Annotated in this window: 20 protein-coding genes and 1 pseudogene; 10 read left to right on the top strand and 11 right to left on the bottom strand. The window is 71.8% G+C overall.

The genetic code is table 11. From position 1 onward, the window contains the following. Positions 1-117 precede the first annotated feature (117 nt). Entirely contained in the window at positions 118-735 is a 618-nt protein-coding gene (locus ACFYZB_RS26155) for a DUF6629 family protein (protein WP_388762921.1), read from the bottom strand. Positions 736-891: 156 nt separating this feature from the next. On the opposite strand from ACFYZB_RS26155, the gene ACFYZB_RS26150 reads away from it, so the two are divergent. The 6 genes from ACFYZB_RS26150 (at position 892) to ACFYZB_RS26125 (ending at position 11,216) form a co-directional block, all read left to right on the top strand. Beyond that, a complete protein-coding gene (locus ACFYZB_RS26150) occupies positions 892-1,107 on the top strand; it encodes a DUF4177 domain-containing protein (protein ID WP_388762919.1) in 216 nt (71 codons plus the stop codon). A 140-nt stretch (positions 1,108-1,247) separates the two neighbouring features. Next, the gene (locus ACFYZB_RS26145) at positions 1,248-3,770 is read left to right on the top strand and encodes a SpoIIE family protein phosphatase (RefSeq protein WP_388762918.1); all 2,523 of its coding nucleotides are present in this window, start codon (positions 1,248-1,250) and stop codon (positions 3,768-3,770) included. 231 nt (positions 3,771-4,001) lie between these two features. After that, positions 4,002-5,231 carry an ROK family protein gene (locus ACFYZB_RS26140; protein WP_388762916.1) on the top strand — a complete coding sequence of 410 codons (1,230 nt, stop codon included), beginning with the start codon at positions 4,002-4,004 and terminating at the stop codon, positions 5,229-5,231. Positions 5,232-5,445: 214 nt separating this feature from the next. Next, positions 5,446-7,335, top strand: coding sequence for an alpha-galactosidase D (locus tag ACFYZB_RS26135; RefSeq protein WP_388762914.1), 1,890 nt, complete (start codon positions 5,446-5,448; stop codon positions 7,333-7,335). A 135-nt stretch (positions 7,336-7,470) separates the two neighbouring features. Then, the gene (locus ACFYZB_RS26130) at positions 7,471-9,897 is read left to right on the top strand and encodes a glycoside hydrolase N-terminal domain-containing protein (protein WP_388762912.1); all 2,427 of its coding nucleotides are present in this window, start codon (positions 7,471-7,473) and stop codon (positions 9,895-9,897) included. Positions 9,898-9,932: 35 nt separating this feature from the next. Continuing rightward, positions 9,933-11,216, top strand: a complete 1,284-nt coding sequence (locus ACFYZB_RS26125; protein ID WP_388762910.1) for an SGNH/GDSL hydrolase family protein — start codon at positions 9,933-9,935, stop codon at positions 11,214-11,216. 32 nt (positions 11,217-11,248) lie between these two features. Here ACFYZB_RS26125 and ACFYZB_RS26120 read toward each other — a convergent pair whose 3' ends face one another. The 4 genes and pseudogenes from ACFYZB_RS26120 to ACFYZB_RS26105 form a co-directional block, all read right to left on the bottom strand. Further along, positions 11,249-12,088 carry a class I SAM-dependent methyltransferase gene (locus ACFYZB_RS26120; RefSeq protein ID WP_388762908.1) on the bottom strand — a complete coding sequence of 280 codons (840 nt, stop codon included), beginning with the start codon at positions 12,086-12,088 and terminating at the stop codon, positions 11,249-11,251. Between the two features lie 53 nt (positions 12,089-12,141). Beyond that, positions 12,142-12,714: pseudogene (locus ACFYZB_RS26115) on the bottom strand (XdhC family protein); the annotation flags it as partial. Between the two features lie 58 nt (positions 12,715-12,772). Next, complete coding sequence (denD, locus tag ACFYZB_RS26110) at positions 12,773-13,816, bottom strand: D-erythronate dehydrogenase (RefSeq protein WP_388762906.1); 1,044 nt, start codon at positions 13,814-13,816, stop codon at positions 12,773-12,775. 221 nt (positions 13,817-14,037) lie between these two features. After that, positions 14,038-14,859: a class I SAM-dependent methyltransferase gene (locus tag ACFYZB_RS26105; protein ID WP_388762904.1), complete on the bottom strand. Its 822-nt coding sequence runs from the start codon at positions 14,857-14,859 to the stop codon at positions 14,038-14,040. Between the two features lie 72 nt (positions 14,860-14,931). Between ACFYZB_RS26105 and ACFYZB_RS26100 the strand changes: the two genes are divergently transcribed. Continuing rightward, positions 14,932-15,519 carry a TetR/AcrR family transcriptional regulator gene (locus ACFYZB_RS26100; RefSeq protein ID WP_388762903.1) on the top strand — a complete coding sequence of 196 codons (588 nt, stop codon included), beginning with the start codon at positions 14,932-14,934 and terminating at the stop codon, positions 15,517-15,519. Positions 15,520-15,633: 114 nt separating this feature from the next. On the opposite strand, the gene ACFYZB_RS26095 is transcribed toward ACFYZB_RS26100, so the two are convergent. Together ACFYZB_RS26095 and ACFYZB_RS26090 are read right to left on the bottom strand one after the other, a co-directional pair. After that, positions 15,634-15,906: a hypothetical protein gene (locus ACFYZB_RS26095; protein WP_388762901.1), complete on the bottom strand. Its 273-nt coding sequence runs from the start codon at positions 15,904-15,906 to the stop codon at positions 15,634-15,636. 141 nt (positions 15,907-16,047) lie between these two features. Further along, the gene (locus ACFYZB_RS26090) at positions 16,048-16,977 is read right to left on the bottom strand and encodes a LysR substrate-binding domain-containing protein (protein WP_388762899.1); all 930 of its coding nucleotides are present in this window, start codon (positions 16,975-16,977) and stop codon (positions 16,048-16,050) included. A gap of 165 nt (positions 16,978-17,142) precedes the next feature. Here ACFYZB_RS26090 and ACFYZB_RS26085 point away from each other — a divergent pair, with 165 nt between their 5' ends. Genes ACFYZB_RS26085 through ACFYZB_RS26075 form a run of 3 tightly spaced genes read left to right on the top strand, consistent with a single transcriptional unit; the run spans position 17,143 to position 21,287 of the window. Continuing rightward, on the top strand, positions 17,143-18,315 hold the full coding sequence (locus ACFYZB_RS26085; protein ID WP_388762897.1) for an NAD(P)/FAD-dependent oxidoreductase: 1,173 nt from the start codon (positions 17,143-17,145) through the stop codon (positions 18,313-18,315). Between the two features lie 21 nt (positions 18,316-18,336). Next, positions 18,337-19,734 carry a 2-oxoadipate dioxygenase/decarboxylase family protein gene (locus ACFYZB_RS26080; RefSeq protein ID WP_388762895.1) on the top strand — a complete coding sequence of 466 codons (1,398 nt, stop codon included), beginning with the start codon at positions 18,337-18,339 and terminating at the stop codon, positions 19,732-19,734. Positions 19,735-19,757: 23 nt separating this feature from the next. Further along, positions 19,758-21,287 (top strand): aldehyde dehydrogenase family protein, encoded by a 1,530-nt coding sequence (locus ACFYZB_RS26075; RefSeq protein ID WP_388762893.1) that lies wholly within the window; start codon positions 19,758-19,760, stop codon positions 21,285-21,287. A 303-nt stretch (positions 21,288-21,590) separates the two neighbouring features. On the opposite strand, the gene ACFYZB_RS26070 is transcribed toward ACFYZB_RS26075, so the two are convergent. The 4 genes from ACFYZB_RS26070 to ACFYZB_RS26055 all read right to left on the bottom strand — a co-directional run bounded on the left by ACFYZB_RS26070 (position 21,591) and on the right by ACFYZB_RS26055 (position 26,750). Further along, positions 21,591-23,975, bottom strand: a complete 2,385-nt coding sequence (locus ACFYZB_RS26070; protein ID WP_388762892.1) for a phosphoketolase — start codon at positions 23,973-23,975, stop codon at positions 21,591-21,593. Between the two features lie 290 nt (positions 23,976-24,265). Further along, a complete protein-coding gene (locus tag ACFYZB_RS26065) occupies positions 24,266-25,180 on the bottom strand; it encodes a DNA-3-methyladenine glycosylase family protein (RefSeq protein WP_388762890.1) in 915 nt (304 codons plus the stop codon). A 284-nt stretch (positions 25,181-25,464) separates the two neighbouring features. Continuing rightward, positions 25,465-26,019, bottom strand: a complete 555-nt coding sequence (locus tag ACFYZB_RS26060) for a DUF3291 domain-containing protein (protein WP_388762888.1) — start codon at positions 26,017-26,019, stop codon at positions 25,465-25,467. A gap of 32 nt (positions 26,020-26,051) precedes the next feature. Further along, positions 26,052-26,750, bottom strand: a complete 699-nt coding sequence (locus tag ACFYZB_RS26055) for a helix-turn-helix transcriptional regulator (protein ID WP_388762886.1) — start codon at positions 26,748-26,750, stop codon at positions 26,052-26,054. Positions 26,751-26,768 lie beyond the last annotated feature (18 nt).

Genomic DNA, 26,768 nt, shown 5'->3' with positions numbered 1-26,768 from the left:
CTACAGGCCGGTCTTGTTACGACTCACGGCGGACAAGGAAAGAGACGTTCGGAGGAGAACCCGAACGGGCTGATCCTCGTCCGCACCGGGCGCCGGCAGGGCCGAGGCGCAGATGCGTCAGGCGGACGTCCGGCGTGCGCGGACCCAGCCGAGGAGGACCACCGAGCACAGCGCGGCCACGGCGCACCAGGTCGACACGAACTCCAGCCGCCACAACGCCCAGCACGCCGTCGCGCCCACAGCGGCCAGCACGCCCAGCACGAACAGCCGCCGGTCGCCGGACAGCAGCAGAGAACCCACCGTGGCCAGCAAGTAGCCCATGACGAGCAGAGGTACGGGCGAGGCATGCAGGACGTAGCCGACGGTGTGGCCGCGGATCTCGGCCGTCACGGGTTCGGTGGCAAGGCCGTGGGCGAGCCACGCGGAGGTCAACGCTCCTGCGGCGAGCGGGAAGGCCAGCCGGAGCCGCGCACGGGGCGGGGCCACGCACATCACTCCCGCCGGGACCCACACCGCCAGCAGCGGCAGGGCGATGACGGCCCATACGACGGTCGCGGGCCCGCCGCCCCCGCCCGAGCGCCACACCACCGACTCGACGATCTGGTGAGCCCCCAGCAGCAACGGCAGTGTGGCGAGCGGGAGTTCCCGGACCTCGCGCACGAGCGCCGCACAAGCCACCCCGACCGCCGCGACAGCGCTGCCTGCCGCGAGATCCGCCGTCGCACTCCAGCACATCACGCCACCAAGGGGTCGCCGCCGGGCGGTCCACCACGGGCCGCCGCTTCTGCCGCCGACCACGCTACGTCCTTCTGCCGCGGGGCCCGATGATGATTGGCTTGCCCCGGCCTTCGGGCCACCACCCGTCCCGTCCGTCAGGAGGAACACCGCACCATGAGCAGTGGCTACGCGTACGAGTACAAGGTCGTCACCTTCCGGGAGTCGCTGATCGGCGACGCTCTGGACAGCGACAAACTGGAGAAGGTCCTGAACAAGCACGCCGAGGACGGCTGGGGCCTGAAGGCCATCACCTCCGCCGACGTCAAGGGCCGCGTAGGCCCCGGAGCCGTCGAAGGGCTGCTGCTGACCTTCGAGCGCCCGCGCCGGTAGCACCCGCAGCCGGTCCGGCACGCTGCGGGACGGGGCCGAAACCCACCGCCCGGATGGCGTCGTCATTCTCCGGCGACTGTGCCGGGGCCCGGGCGGCCGGTCCGGAGACACACCCGGGTCCGTGTGAGACCGTGGTGTCAGTGACCCCGCCTGCGGATGCGGCCGACACGATGGATCTCAGGGATCTGGCCGACAAGCACGGGGGCGATCCGTTCGGCATCACATCTGCCGCCGTCGCCCTTGTGGACGTACACGGCCTGATCCGGTACTGGAGCCACCGGGCGGAGGGCCTCCTCGGTTATCCGGCGCCCAGCGTGCTGGGACGGCCCGCGACCTCCCTCCTCGGCAGCGACCGCTCACCGGCCTCCCTGCTCGCCCAGGCGCAGCGGGTCGGGGAGGGCTGGGAGGGCATGATCACCGCGCGTCACCGGGCGGGCCACCCGGTCGAACTGGCCCTGCGGGTGTGTCCGCTGCACGCGGAGCAGGGTGCCGTATGGCTCGCCGTGGCCTGTGAGGTGGCCGACTCGCGCCGGTGGGAACTCGATCAGGCCGTGCTGCGCGGCCTCCTGGAGGACTCACCGATCGGCATCGCCGTCCTCGACAGTCAGCTGCGCTTCCAGTGGGTGAACCAGGTGCTGGCCGCCATGGAGGGCCTGCCGGCCGACCTCGCGGCCCCCCGCACGACCGCGCCCGCCGGACTGGCACAGGTGCCCACCGCCGTGGACTGGCAGGCGCGGCAGGCGCTGACATCGGGCCGGATCACGCCGGCCGTGGAGCACGTGGCGCCCCCGCACGGCATGTCCCGCCGGAACTCGCAGGGCCAGCTCAGGCTCCGCTCGTCCTTCCCGCTGAGGGACGTCGACGGCAAGACGCTGGGGGTGTGTCACACCGCCGTGGACTTCACCGCCCAGGACCGGGCACGCGAGCGGCTGGCGCTGGTCAACGAGGCGGCGCAGCGCATAGGCACCACCCTGGACCTCGACCGCACGGTGCAGGAGCTGGCCGAGGTGCTCGTGCCGCAGCTCGCCGACTTCGTGGCGATCGACCTCTTCCAGGGCGTCCTCAGGGCGAGGGACCTCGCCCCCGGGCCCATCACCGGCGGCACGCTCCAGAGGGCGGTGCACCTGTCGATCCACGCGGAGCTGCCGGAGGCGATCGTGCCCGTCGGGGAGCCCACCGGGTACCCCTCGAAGTCCCCGCAACGACGTTGTCTGGCCACGGGCCGGCCGATCCTCGATCCGGTGCTGGACACGACGACGTGGTGGCTGGCCGGCGACGAGCAGCGTCTGTCCAAGCTGCTCAGCCTCGGTGTGCACACCCACCTGGTGGTGCCGCTGCGGGCGCGGGGCGCGACCATGGGGGTGGTCACGCTGCTGCGCTGGGAGAACCCCGCCCCGTTCGACGAGGACGACCTGCTGCTCGTGGAGGAGCTGGTGGCGCGGGCCGCGGTGTGCGTGGACAACGCCCGGCGGTTCGTGCGCGAGCACAACGCGGCCCTCGCCCTGCAGACCAGTCTGCTGCCCCCGGATCTGCCCGATCACTGCGCCGTCGAGGTCGCCTACCGCTATCTGCCGACCGACGCCGAGGCCGGTGTGGGGGGCGACTGGTTCGACGTCATCCCGCTCTCCGGTGCCCGCATCGCCCTGGTCGTGGGGGACGTCGTGGGCCATGGCATCCACGCCGCGGCCAGCATGGGCCGCCTGCGTGCGGCGGTGCAGACACTGGCCGACATGGACCTGCCCCCCGACGAGCTCCTCGCCCATGTCGACGACCTCGTTCTGCGCCTGGCCGAAGAGGCGGAAGCCTCGGAGAACGGGCCGGTGGTGATTGGCGCGACCTGCGTCTACGCGGTCTACGACCCGATCTCGCGGAAACTCAGCGTGGCGCGCGCCGGACACCCCACCCCCGCCATCGCCCACCTCAGCGAGCCGGTGGAACTGCCCGACATCCCCGCCGGCCCCCCGCTGGGCCTGGGCGGTCTGCCCTTCGAGTCGGCCGAGATCGAGCTGGAGGAGGGCAGCGTCGTCGCCCTGTACACCGACGGGCTGATCGAGGCCTCGGACCGCGATGTCGACGTCGGTTTCGAGCGGCTGTGCTTCGCCCTGGCCCACCCCGACCGGCCGCTGGAGGAGATCTGCGACACGATGGTCCGCATTCTTCTGCCGGACCATCCGCACGACGACGTGGCCTTCCTCATCGCCCGCACGCGCGCCCTCCCTCCCGACCGCGTGGCCTCCTGGGAGGTGCCCACCGACCCCCGGGCGGTGCACGAGGCGCGCGACAACACCGCCCGCTGCCTGGCCGCGTGGGGGCTGGAGGACCTCGCCTTCGCCACCGAGCTGATCGTGAGCGAGCTGATCACCAACGCCATCAAGCATGCCTGCGGACCGATCGGCCTGCGTCTGATCCACGAACGGACGCTCATCTGCGAGGTGTCGGACGCCAGCAACACCTCGCCCCATATGCGCCGTGCCCGCACCACCGACGAGGGAGGGCGAGGCCTCTTCCTGGTGGCGCAGGTCGCCCAGCGCTGGGGCACGCGGTACACCGCCACGGGCAAGACCATCTGGGCGGAGCAACAGCTGCCGAACGACGTGTCCTCCCCCGGGGAGGCACGAGGACAGAGTGACACCGTCGAGGAACTGCTCTCCGACGAGCACTGAACGGCGCGCCCCGGCCCCCGGGCAGGGCCGTGCCCCGCCTTACCGCGTCCGCTGTGCCTGCACCCAGAACAGCCACGGCCGCAGGTCGCCGCGCCCGACCAGGTCAGAGCGGCGGCTCGGTGGTTTCTGTGCATGTGTGTGCCGCTTGCCTGGGTCGTTCCAACAAACCTGGACGACTGGAGCCTGCTTTATTTATTGACAGCGGAAAATAAGCTCTCTAGGTTTCCGGCCATGACACCGGCCACCTCCCTGGTCTTCACCACCCTGCTTTCCCACGGTCCGCTCACCCGGGCCGAGGTGGGACGGCGGACGCAGCTCTCCGCCGCCGCCGTCACCAAGGCGGTCCGTCCACTGATGGAACTCGGCTATCTGGTCGAGGGCATGGACAATGAGGCGCGTGCCGCGGTGGGACGTCCGGCCACCCTGGTGCGGGTGGACGGGGGCAGGGCGCTGTTCATCGGGGTCAAGGTGACCGGCGACGAGGTCATCGCCGTACTGACCGACCTGTGTTGCCGTATCCGCGTGTCCCGGCATGTACGGCTGACAGGCCGCGAGCCGGAGGCGGTGCTCCCCCTCCTCACCGCGCTGGTACAGGAGTTGCTCACGGAGGCCGACGGACTCGGTGTGCAGGTACGGGGCCTGGGCATCGCGATCTCGGGGGACGTGGACCGCGCGGACGGCGTGGTCCGCTACTCGCCCTTCCTGGAGTGGCGGGACGTACCGCTCGCCGGGATCGCCCGGACCGCGACCGGGCTGCCGGTCACGGTCGACAACGACGTCCGGGCGCTCACGGTCGCGGAGCACTGGTTCGGGGCCGGAGTCGGTCTCTCGGACTTCGCCCTGGTGACCGTGGGCGCCGGCATCGGATGCGGACTCGTGGTCCATGGGCAGGTGGTGTCCGGCGCGCACGGCGTGGCCGGCGAGATCGGACATCTGTCGCTCGACCCCCTCGGCCCGCTGTGCCACTGCGGCAACCGGGGGTGCGTGGAGGCGATCGCTGCGGATCCGGCGATTCTCCGCGCCGTACGCGCGGCCACGGGCCGGCAGGTCAGCGACGCGGCCGAGGCGCTGGCGCTGGCCCACGGCGAGGAACCAGGGGTCAAAGAGGTCTACACACGAGCGGGCGAAGCCATCGGCAAGGCCATCGGCTTCCTGGTGAACATCCTCGGCCCCGAGCGAGTGGTCATCTCCGGCGAGGGCCTGGCCGCCTACGACCTGTTCGCCGAGGGCATCCGGGACGCGTTCGCCGAGGCCGCCTTCGGCACCGCTGCGCAGTGCGACGTGGTGACACGTCCCCTGCCGTTCGAGGAGTGGGCACGCGGGGCCGCGGCCACCGCCATCCAGTCCTTCATGGGTTCGGGCATGGGAGAAGGAGGAGCGATGACGACGCAGAGCCGCGGCCCACACGATCCGATCTCGTCGCGGCAGGGGTTCGTACGACCGCTGTCCCCAGGCTCCTGATGTGCCGCACGGCGCAGCGCCGGTTCATCAGCGGGCTCGCCACCGGCCCGGACAGGGGCTGAATCGCCGGACCGGTGTGTTCCCGACCGGCCGGCCGACCTCTTCGACCCGGCTTCGGGCCCGGCACCACGCCTCGCCCCCGCCCCGAACGACGCCCGTCCCCGGCGGGTGCCGGCGCACGTTCTCCCCTCACACCCATCTCAGGAGGCGAACCATGCGGTCATCCCCGTACAGAGTCCTGCGCGGAGCCCTCCCCGGCCTCCCGCGCCGTGCCGTCCGAGCGACGCTGGTCCTGGCCGTCACGGCCGGACTCGCCACCGTGGTCCCGGCCGCCGCCACCGAGGCCGTCGCCACCGGCTCCCCGAGCGCATCCGGCTCCCCCAGCGCATCCGTCGCCTCGTCCGCCACCACGGACGGCGCCGCCTCCGGCCTCGCGGCCAAGCCGTACATGGGCTGGTCCAGTTGGAGCATGCAGTCCTCCCACTACCCGGGCCTGAACCCGGACGGCAACTACAGCTACCTCACCGAGGCGAACGTCCTGAAGCAGACGGACGCCCTCGCCGCCACGCTGAAGACGTACGGATACGACCATGTCAACATCGACGCCGGCTGGTGGATGGACAAGGACTGGACCTCCGAGTTCGACCGGTACGGCCGGCAGACACCCGACCCGGTCCGGTTCCCCGACGGGATGAAGTCGGTCGCCGACCACATCCACTCCAAGGGCCTCAAGGCCGGCATCTATCTGCCCGTCGGCCTGGAGAAGGGGGCGTACGGCGACGGCAGGGTGCCGATCCGGAACGCCCCTGGATGTACCACGGCGGACGTCGTCTACCCGGATCTGCGCACCACCAACGGCTGGGACAGCGCCTACAAGCTGGACTTCGGCAACCCGTGCGCGCAGAAGTACATCGACTCCCAGGCGCAGATGCTCGCGGACTGGGGTTACGACTTCCTCAAACTGGACGGGGTGGGTCCCGGCTCGTCCAAGTCCGGTGACAACCACAACAACGTGGCGGACGTGGCCGCCTGGCACCAGGCGATCGCCGGCACCGGGCGCCCGATCCATCTGGAGCTGTCCTGGTCGCTCGACATCGGACACGCCGCGGACTGGAAGAGGTACTCCAACGGCTGGCGCATCGACACCGATGTGGAGTGCTACTGCAACACCCTCACCACCTGGGAGAACTCGGTCGACGACCGGTGGGACGACGCCCCCGCGTGGAGCCATGTGGCGGGCCCGGGCGGCTGGAACGACCTCGACGCGATCGACGTCGGCAACGGCGCGATGGACGGTCTCACCCATGCCGAGCGACAGAGCTACATGACCCTGTGGGCCATCAACAAGTCGCCCCTGTTCACCGGCGACGACCTCACCCGGCTGGACGCCTACGGCCTGTCCCTGCTGACCAACCAGGAAGTCATCGCCGTCGACCAGAACGACTCGCCCGTCGCACGCCCCGTCACACCGATGGGCGACCAGCAGGTCTGGGGAACCAGGAACGGCAACGGCACCTACACCGTCGCCCTGTTCAATCTCGGCAGTTCGCCGGCCTCCGTCACCGCCGACTGGGCGTCCTTCGGTTTCACCGGCGCCGCCTCCGTACGCGACCTGTGGAACCACCAGAACCTCGGCACGTACAAGAACAGGATCACCGCGGCCCTCCCCGCACACGGCTCACGGCTGTTCACCGTCAAGCCCGGCGGCACCCCGCCGGCCACCACCCGCTACGAGGCCGAGTCGGCGGACAACACGCTCACCGGCAACGCCTCCGTCGCCGCATGCGACTCCTGTTCCGGCGGCAAGAAGGTCGGCAACCTCTATCTCGGCAGCAAGCTGCAGTTCAACGACATCACCGTGAAGAAGGACGGCATCTACACCGTGAACGTCGCCTATGTCAGCGGTGACCCTCGCTCGGTCACCGTCTACTCCAACAGCGGCAACGGCACCAGCCTGAAGTTCCCCTCCACGGGCGACTGGGGCACGGTCGACACCGTCAGCGTCCAGCTGGCGCTGAAGGCGGGCTCCAACACCATCACGTTCGACAGCGGCTGGGACTACTCACCCGACATCGACAGGATCGACGTACCCAGGTCCGCCTGACGTCTCGCGCGGGCCCGGGAACGACACCCCGGGTCCCGCCCCCGCCATCCGGTTCCGCAGCGCCCGGGCGAGCCCACGCCCGACGCCCATATCCGTCCCCGCATGCGCCGTTCCCCCCGACATGGAGTGCACAACGTGGACACCGATCACACCGAGCACACCGAATCGCGCGACGACCACCCGAACCGCAGGGGCTTTCTCGCTCTCGCGGCCACCGCCGGCGCGGCCGCCGCCCTCGGCGGTCTGCCCGCCTTCACCGCATCGGCGGCCCCCGTCCGCCCCACCTCCTCGCCCCTGCTGTCCGCGGCCGCCGCCGCGAAGAACCAACTGTGGTGGCAGGCTCCCGGCTCCGCCGACTCGATGATCCAGCAGGGCCTGCCGGTGGGAAACGGGCGCCTCGGAGCGCTCGCGAGCAACGACCCCGCCCGCGAACTGCTGACGATCACCGACGCCACCCTGTGGACCGGCGGCCGCAACGACACCCTGCAGAGCGACGGCCAATTCCCCTATGGACGCGAGGACTTCGGCTCCCTGACCCTGCTGGCCGAGCTCACCGTCGACATCCCCGGGCACGACCTGGGTTCCGTCGACACCTACCGCCGCTCCCTCGACCTGGCCCAGGGCCTGGTCAGCGCCTCCTACGACCTGTCCGGCGTCACCTACCGGCGGCAGATCTTCGCCAGCCGCCCCGACGACGTCATCGTCCTGTACTTCTCCCAGCAGGGCGGCGGCACCTACACCGGCACCGTGACCCTCGCCGGCACCCATGGCGAGACCACCACCGCCGACAGCGCCGGGCACTCCACCTCGTTCGGGGCCTCCCTCACCAACGGGCTGCGGTACGGCGCCGCCGTCACGGCCCGCGGCAGCGGCGGCTCGGTCGCCGTCGACGGCACGTCGATCTCGTTCAGCCACTGCAAGGACCTGACGGTGGTGGTCAGCGGCGGCACCGACTACGCGCCCGACGCCGCCACCGGGTTCCGCGACCTGTCCGTGGACCCGGAGCGCCTGGCACGGAACAAGGTGCTCGACGCGGCCTCCCACTCCGCGAGCACCCTGCTGCACACCCATGTCGCCGACTTCCGCCCGGTGTTCGAGCGGCTGACCGTCGACCTCGGCACGTCGTCCGCCGCACAGCGCGGACTGGACACCTGGCAACGGATCCAGGCCCGCTACCGGGACGACGTCCCCGACCCCGAACTCGAGGCCGCCTACCTGCAGTTCGGCCGCTACCTGATGATCTCCGGGTCGCGGGGCACCCTGCCGATGGGCCTGCAGGGTCCGTGGCTCGCCGGCAACGACCCGGACTGGATGGGCGACTACCACACCGACATCAACATCCAGATGAACTACTGGTTGGCCGACCGCGCCGGCCTGTCCGACTGCTTCGACGCCTTCGCGGACTACTGCCTCGCGCAGCTGCCCTCCTGGACCGACATCACACAGCGGCTGTTCGACAGCCCGGCCAACAGATACCGCAACTCCACCGGAAAGCTTGCCGGTTGGACCGTGGCCATCTCCACCAACCCCTACGGCGGTGGCGGCTGGTGGTGGCATCCGGCCGGCAACGCCTGGCTCTGCCAGAGCCTGTTCGAGCACTACGAGTACACCCAGGACCGCGCCTACCTCCAGAAGATCTATCCCCTCCTCAAGGGCGCCGTGGAGTTCTGGGAGGCCCGTCTCATCACCACGACCGTCACCGACGCCTCCGGAGCCTCGCGCGAAGTCCTCGTCGCCGACAGCGACTGGTCGCCCGAACAGGGGCCGCTGGACGCCAAGGGCATCACCTACGCCCAGGAACTGGTGTGGCACCTCTTCGGCATCTACCGCACCGCGACCCGGACACTCGGCCAGGACACCTCCTACAGCGCGGTCATCGACGGTCTGCGCGGCCGCCTGTACCTGCCGGTCGTGAGCCCCAGGACCGGGTGGCTGGAGGAGTGGATGTCGCCCGACAACCTGGGCGAGACCACGCACCGGCACCTCTCGCCGCTCATCGGCCTCTTCCCCGGCGACCGGATCCGCCCGGACGACTCCACGCCGAAGGACATCCTCGCCGGCGCCACGGCCCTCCTGACCGCCCGCGGAATGAACAGCTACGGCTGGGCCAACGCCTGGCGCAGCCTGTGCTGGTCGCGGCTGAAGAACGCGGAGAAGGCCTACCAGCTCGTCGTCACCAACCTGAGGCCTTCCGTGAACGGCAGCAACGGCACCGCGCCGAACCTCTTCGACATCATGGACATGGGACAAGGCCGCGGCATCTTCCAGATCGACGCGAACTTCGGCACGCCCTCGGCCGTGATCGACATGCTCCTCTCCTCACGGCCGGGTCACGTCGAGTTGCTGCCCGCGCTGCCGGCCGCGTGGGCGGCATCCGGATCGGTGTCCGGCGTCGGGGTCCGCGGCGGCTTCGTGGCCGGCCTCAGCTGGAAGAACGGCAAGGTCACTCAGGTGACGCTCAGGAGCGTCGGCGGCCGTGCCACGACCGTGGTCGCGGGCGGCACGTCGCGGAGGATCAGCCTCAAGCCCGGAGAGTCGGTCACGCTGGGCAGTTTCGGGTGAGGACGCGGACCACAAGAAGAGCGGAGGGATCGAGCATGTCCCCGGAAAAGAGATGCACGGCGGCGGGTCGCCGACCGCGCCGTAGAACACTGCTGGTCGTGTTCGGCGCGCTGACCGGCCTGGCCCTGACGGCCGTTCCGCTGGGCACCGCGCATGCGGCAAGCGCCGCCACGCCCTCGTCGCAGGGCAGGGGCACCCGGGTGAGCGCCTGGTCGCCCAGCATGACGGCCGGCGGCCCCTCCTTCACCGACCGGACCATCCGGATGGTGGTCCACAGCAGCGTCTCGGGCTCGGGCGCACGCATCACCCTGTCCGACCGGTACAGCGCCACCCCGCTCGATGTCGGCGCCGTGGACGTGGCCGTTCAGGCGAGCGGTGGCGAGGCGACGCGCGGCACCACGCGCAACGTCACCTTCGGCGGGTCACGTCACGTCACGATCCCCGCGGGCGAAGAGGCGGTCAGCGACGTCGTCCCGGTATCGGTCGGCGCCGGGGAGAACCTGCTCGTCAGCCTCTACGTGCCCGGTACGACGGGGGTGTCGACCTGGCACTCCGACGCGTTCGACACCACCTACATCGCGTCCGGGAACCACACCGGTGACGACAGCGCCGCCGCCTTCGGCACCACCACGACCTCCTGGTACTACCTGGCGGGGCTCGACGTCGTGTCACCTGCCGCGCGCGGCACCGTCGTCGCCTTCGGTGACTCCATCACGGACGGCTACCACTCCTCGACCGGCACCTACAGCCGGTGGCCCGACTTCCTCGGGCGCCGGCTGGGCGCCGGACCGGGACCGCAGAAACTGAGCGTCGTCGACGCCGGCATCGGCGGCAACCGGGTCCTCACCGATGTCCCGAACCTGTGGCAGGGCGTCAGCGCCCTCAAGCGGTTCGGACATGACGCCCTCGGCCAACCGGGAGTCAAGGACGTGATCCTCTTCGAAGGCATCAACGACATCGGCAACAACGCCGGTCCCGACGGCCGGCCGTTGACCGCCCAGGACCTCGTCAACGGCTACCGCACACTGATCCGCGAGGCGCATGCCGCCCACGTCCATGTCATCGGCGCGACCCTGATGCCCGACGAGGGCAACGGCTACTACACCCCTGCCGCCGAGACGATCCGCCAGAGCGTCAACCGGTGGATCCGCAGCAGCGGCGCCTTCGACGGCGTCATCGACTTCGACCGGGCCATGCGCGACCCGGCGAACCCGGCCGCCCTCGACCCGGCGTACGACTCGGGCGACCACCTCCACCCCGACGACGAGGGCATGAAGGCCATGGCGGACGCGACGGACCTGCGACTCCTGCGTACCTGACACCGAGCCCGCAGCGCGCGGTCCAGGGGCGGTCACCGACGCCGTGACACGCCCAGGTCGATGAGACAACGCTTGGTCACCCGGCCGCCGAACCGGCTGTCGATCAGTGCTGCGACGCACTCCAGCAGCCCGGTTCTGGCGGCTTCCGGGAGAGCCCGGTGGCCTGAGTAGGTGCGCAGGAGCTCGAGATAGTCCGCCGTGGTGTAGGTGAGATCCTGCTCGTAGCGGCGGAAGGCGGTGGGACCAAAACGGCCGCTGCGGGCGACCTCCCCCGCATGGTCGGAGCCGTCGAGGTCGGCGGCCGCGGGAAGCCTCAGCCCCGGCGGCGTCCCGGGGTCGAAGCGCTCGTAGCAGCGCTGCACCGCCACGAAGAACTCCTCGGTGCCGCCCCGCACATGCTGGGTGCGCACCACGGCGAGCGCGCCCCCGGGACGCAACGCGTCGGCGGCCTTGGCCACCCGCACCGCCGGGTCGATCCAGTGGAACGCCGTCGCCGAGAGGACCGTGTCGAACGGCTCGTCGGGCAGCGGCCACTTCTCGAACTCCGCCGTCACCACCTCGGCCGTCCCGGCCCCCGCCAGATTGCGGCGGGCGAGCGCGGCCATGCTCGGTCCCGCCTCGACGGCCGTGATCCGACAGCCCTGCCGGGCCAGTGGCACGGTCGCCTGGCCGGTCCCGCAGCCCACTTCCAGTACGCGGCTGCCGGGGCGGGCACCCGCGAGGTCCGCGAGGTCGTCGTACAGCCCCGGCGGATATCCCGGTCTCGCCCGGTCGTACAGCTCCGCGTCTTCGTCGAAGGTCCGGCTGAGGTGTACCCGACGGGATTCCTCGGGCCTGTCGTCGCGTCGCGCGTGCGTGATGTCGTCGGACACACGCAGCAGACTAGCCAGATCCGCGCGGCACGCGGACCTCGCTGCCGTCGAGTGCGGCGAGCAGTATGGCGTGAGCCCGGCGCACCGACATGGGGGACGCCGGTGGTCAGCGCGGCGGACAGGACGGGGACGTCGACGTCCGCTTCATGGCTGAGGACGCTCAAGCAGGCGGCGGCCGGACGCCGGGCGAGCGGCCGTACGGAGTCCTGGGCGCCGGACTCCACCGTGGCGTGCCAGTCCAGCAGGCGGGCCTGCGCGGCGAGCAACTCGGCCAGTTCGCCGCCTCCCACGATGACCGGATGTGGTACGGCGGGGAACGTCTCGACGAGGACGAGTCCGTCGTCCGTGGAGCGGACGTCCCGGCCCGTCCGGCGGCGGCCGAGGAGCTCACGGGCACGTTCGACGGCCTCTGCGGGCCCGTCGACATCCTCCGGCGCGGGAGTCGCGACGGTGCCGGCCGCCCGGGTCCGCGCCTCGTCCAGCCGGGTGATCAGCGCGGCGTCGGCCCGCGGCGTGGTCCGCGGGCAGGGCAGCGGGACGAAGCCCTGCTCGGTGAGGGGGTGGGCGAGGACGCCCGTACATCCCTGGGCCGCCCACTGCCGTGCCGTCTCGGCAAGTTCAGGCATGATCGCGCCCCTCCTCGGGTTGGGGGGCGCCACCGGCGTGACCGGAATTCTGGAATGATCACGATTTTCGGCGCTGCACCCGCCGCGAGGAGGGGTCGATGAGGACCGCGTCGCCGTGCTCGGCGATGTAGTCCTGTACGACCGACAGGAAGCCCGGGTCGGGCTGGAGACCGAGTGCGGCGGCGCGTGTGTTGTCGAAGACGGCGGGCCATGAGGCCACGATGGCTTCGATGGCAGGATCGGGCGTGATGCTCACTAGGCCGGCGACGGCGTCACCGGCCACCTGCCGCAGAGTGGCGAGCATGTCGGCGACCGAGACCGTGAGCGCCGGAAGGTTGACCGGCGCCGTCCCTTGCAGCCGTCCCGGTCCGGTGCCGCGCTCGGCCTCGGCGATGCGGAGCAGTCCGTCGACCGTGCGGCGTGGTGAGGACAGGGCCACCCGCAGTTCGGGGCGCACCGGGCAGGTCGCCGGGAGTCCCGCGAGCGGTTCGCGGATGATGCCGGACAGGAAGCCGGATGCGGCGGCGTTCGGATTCCCGTGCCGTACCGAGACGGTCATGAGGCGGGCGATGCGTCCGTCGAGGAAGCCGTGGCGGGTGTGGTCGGCGATCAGGTGCTCGCAGATGAGCTTCTGCGTCCCGTAGGTCGACTGCGGCAGGGGCAGAGTCGATTCGTCGATGACCGGGGGCAGGGGCAGTTCGGGGCTGCCGCCGTAGACGGCGAGACTGCTGGAGAACACCACCCGCGGCCTCGGGCCGCCGGCGGCCGACTGTGCCCGGGCGGCGTCGAGCAGGGCGCGGGTGGTGTCCACATTGGCGCGCATGCCGAGATCGACGTCGGACTCGCACTCGGCCGACACCGCGGCGGCGAGGTGGAACAGCACATCGACCGGCTCCGCGAAGACATCGTCCAGGCGGTCGATGAGGTCGCCGTGCACGACGTCCACGAGGGGATCGGTCGCCGGTGGTGAGCCGGATCGTACGGCCCGGTCGGCGAGCACCAGTCGTTCGATCGGTGCGCCGCAGAACGTCCGCGTCCGCAGCAGCGCGGTGGCGAGCCGACGGCCCAGGAATCCGAACCCACCGGTGATGACGACCCTCACTGACGACTCCTCGTGGTGGCCCGGCCGTCCGGGCCCCTCATGGTGATCTGCCGGGCCGGACAAGCGGCGGCCGGCCCACCGCGGGTTGCGTGCCGAGGCGCGGCAGCCGTCCGGCACGGCGCCTCTGTATGTCTGCCCGTCCGCGGCCGGCCGTAAAGGCCTTCAGCCGACCGGCCGGGCATGGCGGGCGGAGGGTGAGTCCGGTTCCGGGTCCGGGGCCTTCAGCGAGCCCGGACGCTGGTGAGCACCAGTGCGGTGTAGTGCATGGTGAAGACGCCGCCCATCGCGTCGATGGCGTCGCCGAAACCGGTCAGGAGCGCATCCAGCCGGTCCGGCGGGAGTTGGCCGTGGCCACCGAAGGTCGGCACCTGCTCGAGCCAGTCGTCGCGGGTGTAGTCGCGGTCCCAGCCGAAGTGCCACTGCTCGGGCTCCTCGAATGCGCCGGACTGCCCGAGCCCGTCGGAGGCCTTGGCGACGAGGCCGGCGTTGCTCTGCAGGCCGGCCATCCCGCGCCGGTAGACCGGTGATTCGGGCAACACCCGGGCGTAGACCGCGCCGAACGCCGAGGCCACCTCGGGGGCAGGATGGAACACGTTCCAGAAGAGCGCCAGTCGGCCACCGGATCGCAGGGTCCGGGCCGCCTTGTCGGCGCCGGCCGCCGGGTCGATCCAGTGCCAGGCCGTCCCGGCGATCAGGGTGTCGAAGGTCCGGCCGGCCGGGTCCCAGTCCTCGAACCTGGCGATCTCGACCTCGAGGCCCTTGCGGCGGGCGAACTCTGCCATCCGCGGGTCGGGCTCGACCCCGAGGACCGTGCAGCCTGCGCCCTGGAACGCCAGTCCGGCGATGCCGGTGCCGGCACCCACGTCGAGGACGTCGCGGCCCGGGCTGGTGGCGATGATGCGCTCCACCAGGGCTTTCGGGTAGCGGGGCCGGGTCCGGTCGTAGCGTTCGGCGTCCTCGCCGTACGACTCCGCCACTTCGCGCTGTAAGTGTGTCTCGTTCTCGGCAAGGCGCCCTTGGCGATTCGGAGGTAGAGTGGGCATGCGCCCACTCTAAGTGGGCGCATGCCCACTCGCAACGGCTGAACACGAATTGACGAAGGATCGGGGTGTGCAGTGCCGACAGGGATCGCTCTGCGTGACGCGCGTGAGCAACTGTTCGCCGCCGCGGAGCGCGTACTGCTCCGCGAGGGGGCGAACGCGCTGACCAGCCGGGCGGTCACCACCGAGGCGGGAGTCGCCAAAGGACTGCTGCACCGGCACTTCGCGGACTTCGACGACTTCCTCACCCGGTTCGTGCTGGACCGCATCGGCCGGATCGAGATCCAGGCAGCCGCACTGCGCGAGTCCGCCGGCACCGGCAGGGTCGTCGCCCACCTGACGCACGCACTGACCGAACTGTTCGGGTCGATCGCCCTGAGAATCGTCGGTCTGGTCATTTCCCGCGACGCTGTACGCACCCGGCTGCGCGCACTCACCGGAGGCGGCGTGCCGGTGCTCAGGGAGGCCACGCGCATGATCGCGTCCTACCTCGCCGCCGAGCGCGAACTGGGCCGGGTGGCGCCCGACGCCGACATCGACACGCTCGCGCCGACCCTGATCGGGGCCGCCCATCTGCTGTTCGCCGACCGAGAAGGCGCGGCTCCGACGCCCGCGGACGTCGAGAAGGTCGTCGCCACGGTGATCGCGGACGCCGTGCTGTAGCGGTTCCGGGCGGAGTTCGGGCCGTACACGGACGCGCGCGGCTCGCAGACCGCTGGCCGCTGGCCGCTGGCCGCTGGCCGCTGCGAAGGGTGCGCGGCGACCGGCCGACGGCCGTCACGGGGCGTCCCCGCCCCAGTCGAAGTGGCGGGGGTCGCCGGGGCGCGGGGCGTACATCGCCCGGCCGCCGGTACCGAACCGCCCCAGCTCCGTGGGGAGGGCCGCGCCGGTACCGATCTCGTGCTGCTCCCAGTCGGTTATGTCGAGCAGGAGCCCGTCCAGCGGCCCGCCGACCAGTTCGACGTACCGCCGTCCCGGCCGCGGGCCCGGTCGGTCGTGGTCCTGGCCGTAGACCCGGCCCCGCAGCAGTTGCTCGTCGTCCCTGTCCATACGGCCAGCCTCGCAGCCGCCACTGACATCGCCGGGGTCCCAGGGGGTACGGCGGGGCCGGCGACGTCCCTGGCGACGGCCGCCGCCAGGCCCAGGACACCGCCGCCGGTTCGCACCGACGCCGATCACCGTCGGACGGGGTCAGCCCGGGGGCAGGCCCTCACGCCGGGCGGGAGCGCTGCCGGCGGCGGCTCGCAGGACATCCACGAGGGCGGCCACCGCCGGCCGGTGCTCCACGAAGGAGCGGAAGACGACCACGATGTGACGCTCCATCGTCTCGTGCAGATCCAGGACGTCCAGGCAGGACGGGCGCAGCCGGAGCATCAGATCCGTCACCACGCTGACCCCGACACCGGCCTCGACCAGGGCCAGGGTGGCGGCCGTGTCCGTCACCTCGTGCAGCACCCGCGGTTCGAAACCGGCTCGGCGGCAGGCGTTGAGCACGGCCCGGCCGTAGTAGCTGCCGGCCGACGGCAGGATCCAGCCCAGGTCGCTGGTGTCAGCGAGGGAGACCTCGGGCCGGCCGGGCATGGCTCCGGCAGGAACAGCGAGCGAGAACCGTTCCCTGGACAGCTCCCGCACCCGCAGGGACGGATCCCGCGGGATGGGCACGTCCGGGTAGTCCAGGCCGAGCGCCAGGTCCACGCTGCCGCCGGCGACCGCGTCGTACACCTCGTCCACGTCCATGTCCCGGCTGCGCACGGTCAGGCCGGGGTGGGTCTCGCGCACCTGGCGCAGGGCCGGCGGCAGGATCTCGGCGGCGGCCGTGGCGAAGACGCCGACCCGCAGCGTCCCGGACATCTCGTTCCGGGTGCGCTCCAGTGCTTCCACGGCCTCGGCCTCCGTGGTCAGGATGCGCTCGGCGTGCAGGGCGAGGGCCGCTCCGGCGTCGGTGAGTTCCACGCGGCGTCCCACCCGCCGCAGCAGTTGCCTGCCGGTGGCCTTCTCCAGCGCGGCGATCTGCTGCGAAACCCCGCCGGGGGTGTATCCCAGGGCTTGAGCGACCGCGGTGATGGTGCCGCGTCTGGTCAGTTCCACCAGCGAACGCAGCTGCGCACTCGTCCAGTCCATATAGGAACCCTAAAAGCTCGCATGCACCAACCGTTGATGGACGTCAACGGTCGGGGTGCTGCACGATGACGCACAGACAGCTGATCGGCATCACTCTGTCACTGACAGCCCCGCCGCACCCGGGAACGACCGTCCGGCGGGCGGCCTCCGGAAGGGAGTGGCCCGTTGTCCTCCGCCGCCTTCCGCACCGTTCCGTCCTCCGCCGACGTGGTGATCATCGGTGGCGGCGTGATGGGTGCGAGCACCGCGTTCCACCTCGCCAAGGCCGGGGTCGAGAACATCGTCGTCGTCGAGCGCGGCGATCTCGGCTGCGGCAGTTCGGGCAAGCCGATCGGCGGCGTGCGCGCCCAGTTCTCCGACCCGCTCAACATCGAGCTGGGCCTCCGCAGCCTGCGTGCCTTCCAGGACTTCCCGCACCGTCCCGGCGCCGACATCCGGCTCGACACGGTCGGCTACCTCTTCCTGCTCGACAGCGAACAGCAGGCGAGCGACTTCGAGGCCGGCGTCAGGCTGCAGAACGGCCTGGGCGTGCCGAGCCGCACGATCAGCCCTGCCGAGGCCCGGCGCCTGTGTCCCTACATCAGCACCGAGGGCCTCGTGGCCGCCGCCTACTCCCCCACCGACGGGCACGCCCGCCCCGGACTGGTCGTCCAGGGGTACGCGCAGGCCGCCGCCCGGGGCGGCGTCACCGTCGCCACCCACACCGAGGTCTGCGGCATCGACACGGCCGGGAACCGCGTCGTCGGTGTGCACACCAGCCGGGGCCGCATCGCCTGCTCCACCGTCATCTGCACGGCAGGAGCCTGGTCGGCGCGGATCGGCGGCATGGCGGGCGTCACCCTCCCGGTGCGGCCCGTGAAACGGCAGTTGGCGTTCACCGCGCCGCTCGTGCCGCCCGCGCCGCGCATCCCCTTCACCATCGACTTCTCCTCGACCGCCTATTTCCACAACAGTGACGACGGCCTGCTGTTCGGGCTGGCCGACCCCGGCCAGGAGGACGGCTTCGACACCACCTGGACCCCGCAGTGGCTGGACCTGTTCCGCACCGTCGCCCGCCATCGCGCCCCGGCCCTGGCCGACATGGAGACCGTCGCGGGATGGGCGGGCCTGTACGAGGTCACACCGGACCACAACGCGCTGATCGGCCGCTCCGGCGAGCTGCCCGGCTTCCTGTACGCCACCGGGTTCTCCGGCCACGGCTTCCTGCAGGCGCCCGCGGTCGGCGAGGTCATGCGCGACCTGTACCTGGAGCGCGCGCCGTTCACCGACATCTCCCCGCTCAGTGCCGACCGGTTCCGCCTCGGCACCGAGATCCGCCCCGAAGCCCATGTGGTGTGAACCCCGATCGAAAGGCCAGCCATGCCAGCGACCGGTCAGTGGCAGCTGCGGGCCGCATTCGCAGAACGGCTGTCGCACATGTACGGGCGGGAGGTTCCGGCGTACACCACGCTCGTGGACGTCTCCCGCGAGGTCAACGAGGACGTCCTGCGCGCGCGGGGAGCCGACGCCGAACGCCTCGGATCCATCGGCCGGGTGACCGCCGAGCGGCACGGCGCCATCAGGGTCGGCACGCCCCGGGAACTGCAGCAGGTCGCCCGCGTCTTCGGCGCCCTCGGCATGCACCCGGTCGGGTTCTACGACCTGCGGGAGGCCGCCGCCAGCGCCGTCCCCGTCGTCTCCACCGCGTTCCGGCCGGTCGACGGCGAGGAGCTGGCACGCAATCCCTTCCGGGTGTTCACCTCCCTGCTCACCCCGGCCGACCCGCGCTTCTTCGATGCCGACCTGCGCACACGCCTGGAGTCCTTCCTCGCCGGCCGCGAGCTCTTTCCGCCCGAGCTGCTCGCACTGGCCGACCGTGCCGCCGCCGAGGGGGAACTGCCCGAGGACGAGGCCGAACACTTCCTCCAACTGGCCGTGCGGGCATTCGAGTTGTCTCCCGAGCCGGTCGACAGGGCCTGGTACGAGACCCTGGAGCGGATCTCCGCCGTCGCCGCGGACATCGGCGGCGTGCGCAGCACGCACATCAACCACCTCACCCCGCGCGTCCTGGACATCGACGAGCTGTACCGCCGTATGACGGACCGCGGCATCGAGATGATCGACACCATCCAGGGCCCGCCGGCCTGGAAGGGCCCCGACGTCCTGCTGCGGCAGACCTCCTTCCGGGCCCTGGCCGAGCGCCGCGCGATGCGCACCCCGGACGGCGCCGTCGTCAGCGGCGCCCTGCGGGTCCGCTTCGGCGAGGTGGAGGCGCGCGGCATCGCCCTCACCCGTGAGGGCCGCGCCCTGTACGACGAACTCCTGGGCCACGTGGACGAGCAGGCGTCCCAGCACCCGTCAAAGGCCCGCAGCGACATCGCGCGCGCCGTGTGGGAGCGGCACATGCCCGGCAGCGAACAGGAACTCGCGGCCGAGGGGCTGGCCTTCTTCACCTACCGACTCGCCGACGACCGGCCCCGTGACGGCCGCAAGCCGCCCACCAGCCTCAGCGAACTGGTGGACCACAGCTGGGTACACGCCGAGCCCATCGTCTACGAGGACTTCCTGCCCCGCTCCGCCGCCGGCATCTTCCAGTCCAACCTCAGCGGCGAGGGCACCCGCGACAACGACCAGCAGGGCACGGCCTACGACGCCGCCTGGCTCTCCGGCGCCCTCGGACGCGACGTCCTGGACCCCTTCGACCTCTATGAACAGCGGCAGAACCGCTCCCTCGCACAGGTCGCCCGCGCACTCGACCTGACCGACACCCCCCGCTGAACCCTCACCCCTCAAGGACCGCCATGACCAGCACCCCGCTGCCGACCACGGACGACCTTCGCGTCCGCGCCCGTACCGCCCTGGAGAGCATCGGCGTCGACGTGGCCGAGGGCACCGACTTCCCCGCGCGCACGCCCCTGACCGGCGAGAACCTCTTCGGTCTGCCGGCGGCCACCGGCGCCGACGCCGACGAGGCCGTCGCCGCCGCCCGCACGGCCTTCCTCACCTGGCGCGCCACCCCGGCCCCGCGCCGTGGTGAACTCGTACGCCGTCTGGGCGAGTTGCTGCGCGAGTACAAGGGCGACCTGGCCGACCTCGTCACCATCGAGGCGGGCAAGATCCGCTCCGAGGCGCTCGGCGAGATCCAGGAGATGATCGACATCTGCGACTTCGCGGTCGGCCTGTCCCGTCAGCTCTACGGCCGTACGATCGCCTCCGAACGTCCCGGCCACCGACTGGCCGAGACCTGGCACCCGCTCGGCGTGGTCGGTGTCATCTCGGCCTTCAACTTCCCCGCCGCCGTGTGGTCCTGGAACACCGCCGTCGCCCTCGTCTGCGGCGACACCGTGGTCTGGAAGCCGTCGGAGCTCACCCCGCTGGTCTCCCTGGCCTGCGACCATCTGCTCGCCCGCGCCGCGGCGGAGGTGGGCGCCCCGCGTGACGTACACCGTCTGCTCCTCGGCGACCGTGCGGTCGGCGAGAAGCTCGTGGACGATCCACGAGTCGCGCTCGTCAGCGCGACCGGCTCCACCCGCATGGGCCGCGAGGTCGGTCCCCGCGTCGCCGCCCGGTTCGGCCGCAGCCTGCTGGAACTCGGCGGCAACAACGCCGCGATCGTCGCTCCTTCCGCCGACCTCGACCTCGCCGTCCCGGCCATCGTCTTCGCCGCGGCCGGCACGGCGGGGCAGCGCTGTACGACGCTGCGCCGCCTCATCGTCCACCGCGACATCGCCGACACCCTCGTCGAGAGGCTGACCGCCGCCTACACCAAGCTGCCCATCGGCAACCCGTTCGACGACACCACGCTGGTCGGCCCGCTCGTCTCCACCGCGGCACTCGACGCCATGCGGGGCGCCCTGAGCCGCGTCCAGGCCCAGGGCGGCAAGATCCTGGCCGGCGGAAACCGGCGCCTCGCCGAGGCGGCGCCTGCGGCGGCCTACGCCGAGCCCGTCCTCGTCCGAGTCGACGAACAGACCGACGTCGTACGGGAGGAGACCTTCGCCCCGATCCTGTACGTCCTCACCTACGACACCCTCGACGAGGCGATCGCCCTGCACAACGACGTCCCCCAGGGCCTGTCGTCGAGCATCTTCACCCGCGACCAGCAGGAGGCCGAGATCTTCCTGTCCGCCGCCGGCTCCGACTGCGGCATCGCCAACGTCAACATCGGCACCTCCGGAGCCGAGATCGGCGGTGCCTTCGGCGGCGAGAAGGACACCGGCGGCGGCCGGGAGTCCGGCTCGGACGCCTGGAAGTCCTACATGCGCTCGGCCACCAACACCATCAATTACTCCGGCGAACTCAACCTGGCCCAGGGGGTCAGCTTCCTCTGAACGGGCACAATGCCGTCGTGGATCGAGAGAGCCGGGTCATCGTCGCCCTGGACTGCCCCGTGGCACCGCCGAGAGCATCGGCGATCAGCTCGGCGGTTACCGGGCACGGTCCTTCCGGGGGTCCCTCGACGTGGCGGTCTGTGGCCGGACGAGGCGGACGTCGCGCCCATGTTCTCGGATCCCGTGGTGCGCCGAAGGGTCATCGAGGAGCAGCCGCCCCTCCCGCTCTCCTGCTACGAGCGGCGCGTCCCGGTCCCGGACGGGTGGGACGGCCACCCGTGCTGCTCCTTGCTGTTCGGCCCTTCAGCCGTCCCACGACCAGTCGGCCACCTCGGGCAGGTCCGCGCCGTGTTCGCGGATCCAGAGGTGGTGGCGCTGCCGGGTGTCCGCCATCCGCTGGCGTACGGCTGCCGCCCGCACCGCCAGGCCGGGGACGCGGTCGATGACGTCCATCACGAGCCGGTAGCGGTCCAGGTCGTTGCGGACCACCATGTCGAACGGCGTCGTCGTGGTGCCGATCTCCTTGTAGCCGCGCACGTGCAGATGGCGGTGCCCGGTGCGGCGGTAGGCGAGGCGGTGGATCAGCCACGGGTAGCCGTGGTAGGCGAAGATGACCGGTTTGTCGGAGGTGAAGAGACCGTCGTACTCGAAGTCGGTCATCCCGTGCGGATGTTCCTCGCTCGGCAGCAGACGCGCGATGTCGACGACGTTCACCACCCGCACCGCCAGCTCGGGCAGTTCCCGGCGCAGCACCTGGGCCGCTGCCAGCACCTCCTGTGTGGGCACGTCTCCCGCGCAGCCCAGCACCACGTCGGGCTCGCGGGTGCCGTCCTCGGTGCCGGCCCACTCCCAGATGCCGGCGCCCCGCGCGCAGTGGACCTTCGCCTCTTCCATCGACAGCCAGTCGTGGCACGGCTGTTTGCCGGCCACGACGACGTTGACGTAGTCGCGGCTGCGCAGGACGTGGTCGGCCACCGACAGCAGCGTGTTGGCGTCCGGCGGGAAGTAGACCCGCACGGCCTCCGGGCTCTTGTTGAGGATGTGGTCGACGAACCCGGGGTCCTGGTGCGAGAAGCCGTTGTGGTCCTGGCGCCAGACATGCGAGGTGAGCAGGTAGTTGAGGGAGGAGATGGGGGCGCGCCAGGGCAGGCGGCGGGTGGTGCGCAGCCACTTGATGTGCTGGTTGACCATCGAGTCGACGATGTGCACGAACGCCTCGTAGCAGGAGAACAGCCCGTGCCTGCCGGTGAGGAGATACCCCTCCAGCCAGCCTTGGCAGGTGTGCTCGGACAGGATCTCCATCACCCGGCCGTGCCGGTCGAGGTGTTCGTCGACGGGCAGGACCGCGGCCTGCCAGGCCTTGCCGCTGGCGCCGTAGACGGCCTGCAGGCGGTTGGAGGCAGTCTCGTCGGGGCCGACCAGGCGGAAGTCGCGGCGGTCGGCGGTGGCCGCCATGACGTCCTGGAGCAGGTCGCCGAGGACGCGGGTCGGTTCGTGCAGGGTGGCGCCGGGCTTGTCGACCTGCACGGCGTACTTCTCCAGTGGCGGCAGGGGCAGTTCGCGCACCAGGAGCCCACCGTTGGCGTGCGGGGTGGCCCCGAGCCTCCGGGCTCCCTCAGGAATGCAGGCGACCACCTCCGGGCGCGGGGCGCCGCGCTCGTCGAACAGTTCCTCGGGGCGGTACGACCGGAGCCACTGCTCCAGCTGCCGCAGGTGCTCGGGGTTGTCGCGGACGGCGGCGAGCGGCACCTGGTGGGAGCGCCAGGTGCCCTCGACCGGCAGCCCGTCGACCTCGGCCGGGCCGGTCCATCCCTTCGGGGTGCGCAGCACGACGACGGGCCAGCGGGGCCGGTCCGTGGCCGCGTCCTCACGGGCGGCCCGCTGCAGGGCGGTGATGCGGTCGACGGCGGTGTCCATCGCCTCGGCCATCGCGCGGTGCACGGCCGTCGGGTCGTCACCGGTGACATGGATCGGCTCGTGGCCGTAGCCCCTGAGCAGGTCGTCGAGTTCCGCCTCGGGAAGCCGGGCCAGCACGGCCGGATTGGCGATCTTGTAGCCGTTGAGGTGCAGGATGGGCAGGACGGCGCCGTCGCCGACCGGGTCCAGGAACTTGTTCGAGTGCCAGGAGGCGGCCAGCGGCCCGGTCTCCGCCTCGCCGTCGCCGATCACACAGGCGACCAGCAGGCCGGGGTTGTCGAGGGCGGCCCCGTAGGCGTGCGCGAGGGAGTACCCGAGCTCCCCTCCCTCGTGGATCGAGCCCGGGGTCTCCGGGGCGACGTGGCTCGGCACCCCGCCGGGGAAGGAGAACTGCCGGAAGAGCCTGGCCATGCCCGCCGCGTCCCGGGTGATGTCGGGGTAGGTCTCGGTGTACGAGCCCTCCAGCCAGGAGTTGGCGAGGACGGCGGGGCCCCCGTGGCCCGGTCCCCAGATGCACAGGGCGTTCAGGCCGCGGGCCTTGATGACGCGGTTGAGGTGGGTGTGCACGAGGTTGAGGCCGGGTGAGGTGCCCCAGTGACCCAGCAGGCGCGGCTTGACGTGCTCCGGGCGCAGGGGTTCGGTCAGCAAGGGGTTGGCCATGAGGTAGATCTGGCCGGCGGAGAGGTAGTTCGCGGCGCGCCAGTGTGCGTCCAGCGTGGCGAGCTCCTCGTCCGTGAGCCCGGCGGGCGCCTGCTGCGTGTCGACGGACATCGGGGTTCCTTCCGGATCGGACGGCGGTCGGGCGTGACACGTGCCCGGCAGCACCCACCCTGGGGCGGATCGCCGGGTACCCGGCAGGGCCGTTCGGGCTACGGCCGCCGGCAAGGCGGCCTCTTCGTGCCGGCACGGGGCCGAGGTCCACCCCGTACAGCGTCCGTCCGCCCGTGCCCGCCGGCCCGGTGACCGGCTCCGACCGGGTGTACGGCCGCTGCGGGCGGGACGGGGTCCGAGACCGGCCCCGCACTACGACACGTCCGACATCGCGGGACGGGCTCGGCGCCTCACTGCAGCGGCCGTCGCCGGGGTGCGCGGGGTGCGTGGCGGGGCGCGAGCCGGGCGTCGAGTTCGATCAGCCGCAGGACCCGGTAGCGGTGGGGCCGGAAGGGCTCGTAGAACTCCTCGATCTCGTCGTCCGCCAGCGGCCGGCCGAGCAGGGCCATGCCGGTCATGCGGCCGAGGTGGTAGTCGCCCAGCGGCAGCGCGTCGGCGTCTCCGAGGGCACGGTGGCCGACCTGGGCGGCCGTCCAGATGCCGATGCCGGGCAGCTTCGCCATCAGTTCGTAGGCCCGGGCGGGGTCCCCGGCGGCCCGGTCGAGCCGTGCGGCGTGGCGGGCGGTCCGGACGACGGTGCGGGAGCGCTGCAGGTCGACGCCGGCCCGGCGCCATTCCCAGCTCGGGAGGGTCCGCCAGACCTCGGGGGCGGGCGGCACCCGCATGCCCGCCGGCGCGGGGCCGGGCGCCTGCTCCCCATGGGCACGGACCAGGCGGCCGAAGGACGCGGCGGCGTCGGGGCCGATCACGCGCTGTTCGATGATCGCCGGGACGATCGCTTCGAAGAGGCGTCCGGTGCACGGCACACGCAGCCCGGGCAGGCGCCGGAGGGCAGCCCGGAGGGCCGGATGCCGGGGCCGGAACAGGTCGGGCCGGTCGTCCGCGCCCAGTTCGGTGCGGATGCGGTCGACGAGTTCGGCGGCCCCGGCTCCCCAGGCGTCGATGTGCAGGTCGTCCAGGCGCTGCTGGCGGATGCGGTACGTCACGGGTCCCGAGGGCGTCAGCGCCGTACGCCACAGGGCGCCGTCGGCCTCGACGCGGTGCGTGGGGTCGTCACGGCCGCGGCGCAGGCTCTCCAGGCTCAGCCGCGCGTCCACGGCGAAGCCGGGCTGCCAGTGCAGGGACCGGTCGGGGGGCTGGTGCATGGGGTGACCGCGTGCGTGAGCGGGCTCCGGGCATGTCCCGGGCATCAAGCCCATCCTGACGCCGAAGCCCCGCCCGCTCGAGTCGGCGTCCCGGGGCCGGGCACAGCGTCGCCCGGCACGTTCGTGGAGACTGCGACCGATGCCCTGGCAGGCAGTCAGTTGCGACGGGGCGGGCACTGGCATCAACGGGCAGCCGGGAAGGCCATGTTGATCGCCGCGAACGGAGAGGCCGGCGCGGCCGCCGTGCCGGGCCGGGTGTCCCTGCCGGCCCGCGCGTCCCTGCGCTATACGGCCGCCGTGCCCCCGGCCGGCGTCGGCCGCGCGCTCCCGACGGCCATCCCGGGCTGCATCGGCGGCACGTCCTGAAGGTGCCGGGCGGCCTCGGCGGTGGTGTAGGCGGAGGCGAAGGTGAATGCGCGGGGGGACGGCCCGTGGGCCCGCAGGTCCGCCAGCCGTTCCAGGGCCTCGTCGACGGTCGGGAGGTGACCGGCGGGGACCCACCAGAGCACCAGGTGCGCCTCGACGTGCCGTTCGAACCAGTCGCGGCGCCGCTGCATCGCCTCCAGGTGCCCGCTGCGGTAGGTGAAGTCCCACAGGGCCTGCTGGGTCTCCCACACCGACAGGGTGACGATGACGTTCTCGCCCGCCGGGCGCAGGCCGGTGGCGTCGGCCTTCCCCTCCTCCACGAGCCGCCACACGAAGCCGGGTGCGCCGTCGGCGGCGGCGTTGACCGGGTCGAGCATGTCGACGAAGGGCGCCGTACGTGGGTCGTCGAGGGGGTGGCGGAGCGTGGCGACGTTGAAGTGGGCGAGGTGAGCGGCATGCGTGGATGCGGTCATGGCCTCATCCCAGCACGACCCCGCTTTCTATGTCAATCATTGTTGTTTTTAGAATCCTCGACCACCACACAGCACTCCCCGGGCCGGGCGTCCATGCGGGCGCGAACGGGACCGTCCGTGCCGAGCAGCCCCTCCAACAGCGCGAGATTCATGCCGCAGACCAGCGGCGGGAAGCGTTCGGCGACGGCATGGAAGGGGCAGTTGCGCATACGCACGACGCGCGGGGCTTCCCCGGAGGCTTCCTGGGCCCCTTCGGCGCCTTCGGCGACTTCCAGGTGCGGTTCGTAGCCACGGGCCGCCAGCATCTCCATGACCTCTTCGAGACCGCCGCAGGGTGCCGCCGAGCCGCGCAGGGCCTCACCCCGGCGGCGCGCGGCCGCGCAGAGCCCGGCATCCAGCCCGGCCTGCTCAGCGGCTTCGGCGAGCAGTTCGGCGGCGGTGCGGTAGTCGCGGGCGGGCAGCGACACCGCCCGTTCGGCCCGCGCCCGCGTGTACACCTTGGCGGGACGGCCCGCCCCCGGCCCCGAGCGGCCCGTCAGGCGACGGCTGCCGCTCTCCAGCAGTCCGACCTCCGTGAGCCTGTCCAGATGGTGCGCAGCGAGGGTGCGCGCCACCCCGGCCGCCTCGGCGGCCTCGTTGCGGCCGACCTCGCGGCCCTGCGCCGCAACGTACTCGTACAGGCGCCGCCGGACCGGATCCTGCAACGCCGCGATCGCTTCGATGTCCTCCACCCGGCCATTCTAGGAACA

It is taken from the genome of Streptomyces sp. NPDC001852, from assembly GCF_042891825.1.
GTDB lineage: Bacteria > Actinomycetota > Actinomycetes > Streptomycetales > Streptomycetaceae > Streptomyces.
The sequence above is the reverse complement of the archived record's forward strand: the minus strand, read 5'-3'. Positions and strand labels throughout refer to the sequence as shown.

What these genes read in the sequence shown, in the direction of transcription:
- ACFYZB_RS26060 (WP_388762888.1), bottom strand. Translation starts at nt 26,019, where the DNA reads ATGACCGCATCCACGCATGCCGCTCACCTCGCCCACTTCAACGTCGCC.
- ACFYZB_RS26105 (WP_388762904.1), bottom strand. Translation starts at nt 14,859, where the DNA reads ATGCCCACTCTACCTCCGAATCGCCAAGGGCGCCTTGCCGAGAACGAG.
- ACFYZB_RS26080 (WP_388762895.1), top strand. Translation starts at nt 18,337, where the DNA reads ATGCCAGCGACCGGTCAGTGGCAGCTGCGGGCCGCATTCGCAGAACGG.
- ACFYZB_RS26070 (WP_388762892.1), bottom strand. Translation starts at nt 23,975, where the DNA reads ATGTCCGTCGACACGCAGCAGGCGCCCGCCGGGCTCACGGACGAGGAG.
- ACFYZB_RS26090 (WP_388762899.1), bottom strand. Translation starts at nt 16,977, where the DNA reads ATGGACTGGACGAGTGCGCAGCTGCGTTCGCTGGTGGAACTGACCAGA.
- ACFYZB_RS26155 (WP_388762921.1), bottom strand. Translation starts at nt 735, where the DNA reads ATGTGCTGGAGTGCGACGGCGGATCTCGCGGCAGGCAGCGCTGTCGCG.
- ACFYZB_RS26140 (WP_388762916.1), top strand. Translation starts at nt 4,002, where the DNA reads ATGACACCGGCCACCTCCCTGGTCTTCACCACCCTGCTTTCCCACGGT.
- ACFYZB_RS26150 (WP_388762919.1), top strand. Translation starts at nt 892, where the DNA reads ATGAGCAGTGGCTACGCGTACGAGTACAAGGTCGTCACCTTCCGGGAG.
- ACFYZB_RS26095 (WP_388762901.1), bottom strand. Translation starts at nt 15,906, where the DNA reads ATGGACAGGGACGACGAGCAACTGCTGCGGGGCCGGGTCTACGGCCAG.
- ACFYZB_RS26075 (WP_388762893.1), top strand. Translation starts at nt 19,758, where the DNA reads ATGACCAGCACCCCGCTGCCGACCACGGACGACCTTCGCGTCCGCGCC.
- ACFYZB_RS26125 (WP_388762910.1), top strand. Translation starts at nt 9,933, where the DNA reads ATGTCCCCGGAAAAGAGATGCACGGCGGCGGGTCGCCGACCGCGCCGT.
- ACFYZB_RS26065 (WP_388762890.1), bottom strand. Translation starts at nt 25,180, where the DNA reads ATGCACCAGCCCCCCGACCGGTCCCTGCACTGGCAGCCCGGCTTCGCC.
- ACFYZB_RS26135 (WP_388762914.1), top strand. Translation starts at nt 5,446, where the DNA reads ATGCGGTCATCCCCGTACAGAGTCCTGCGCGGAGCCCTCCCCGGCCTC.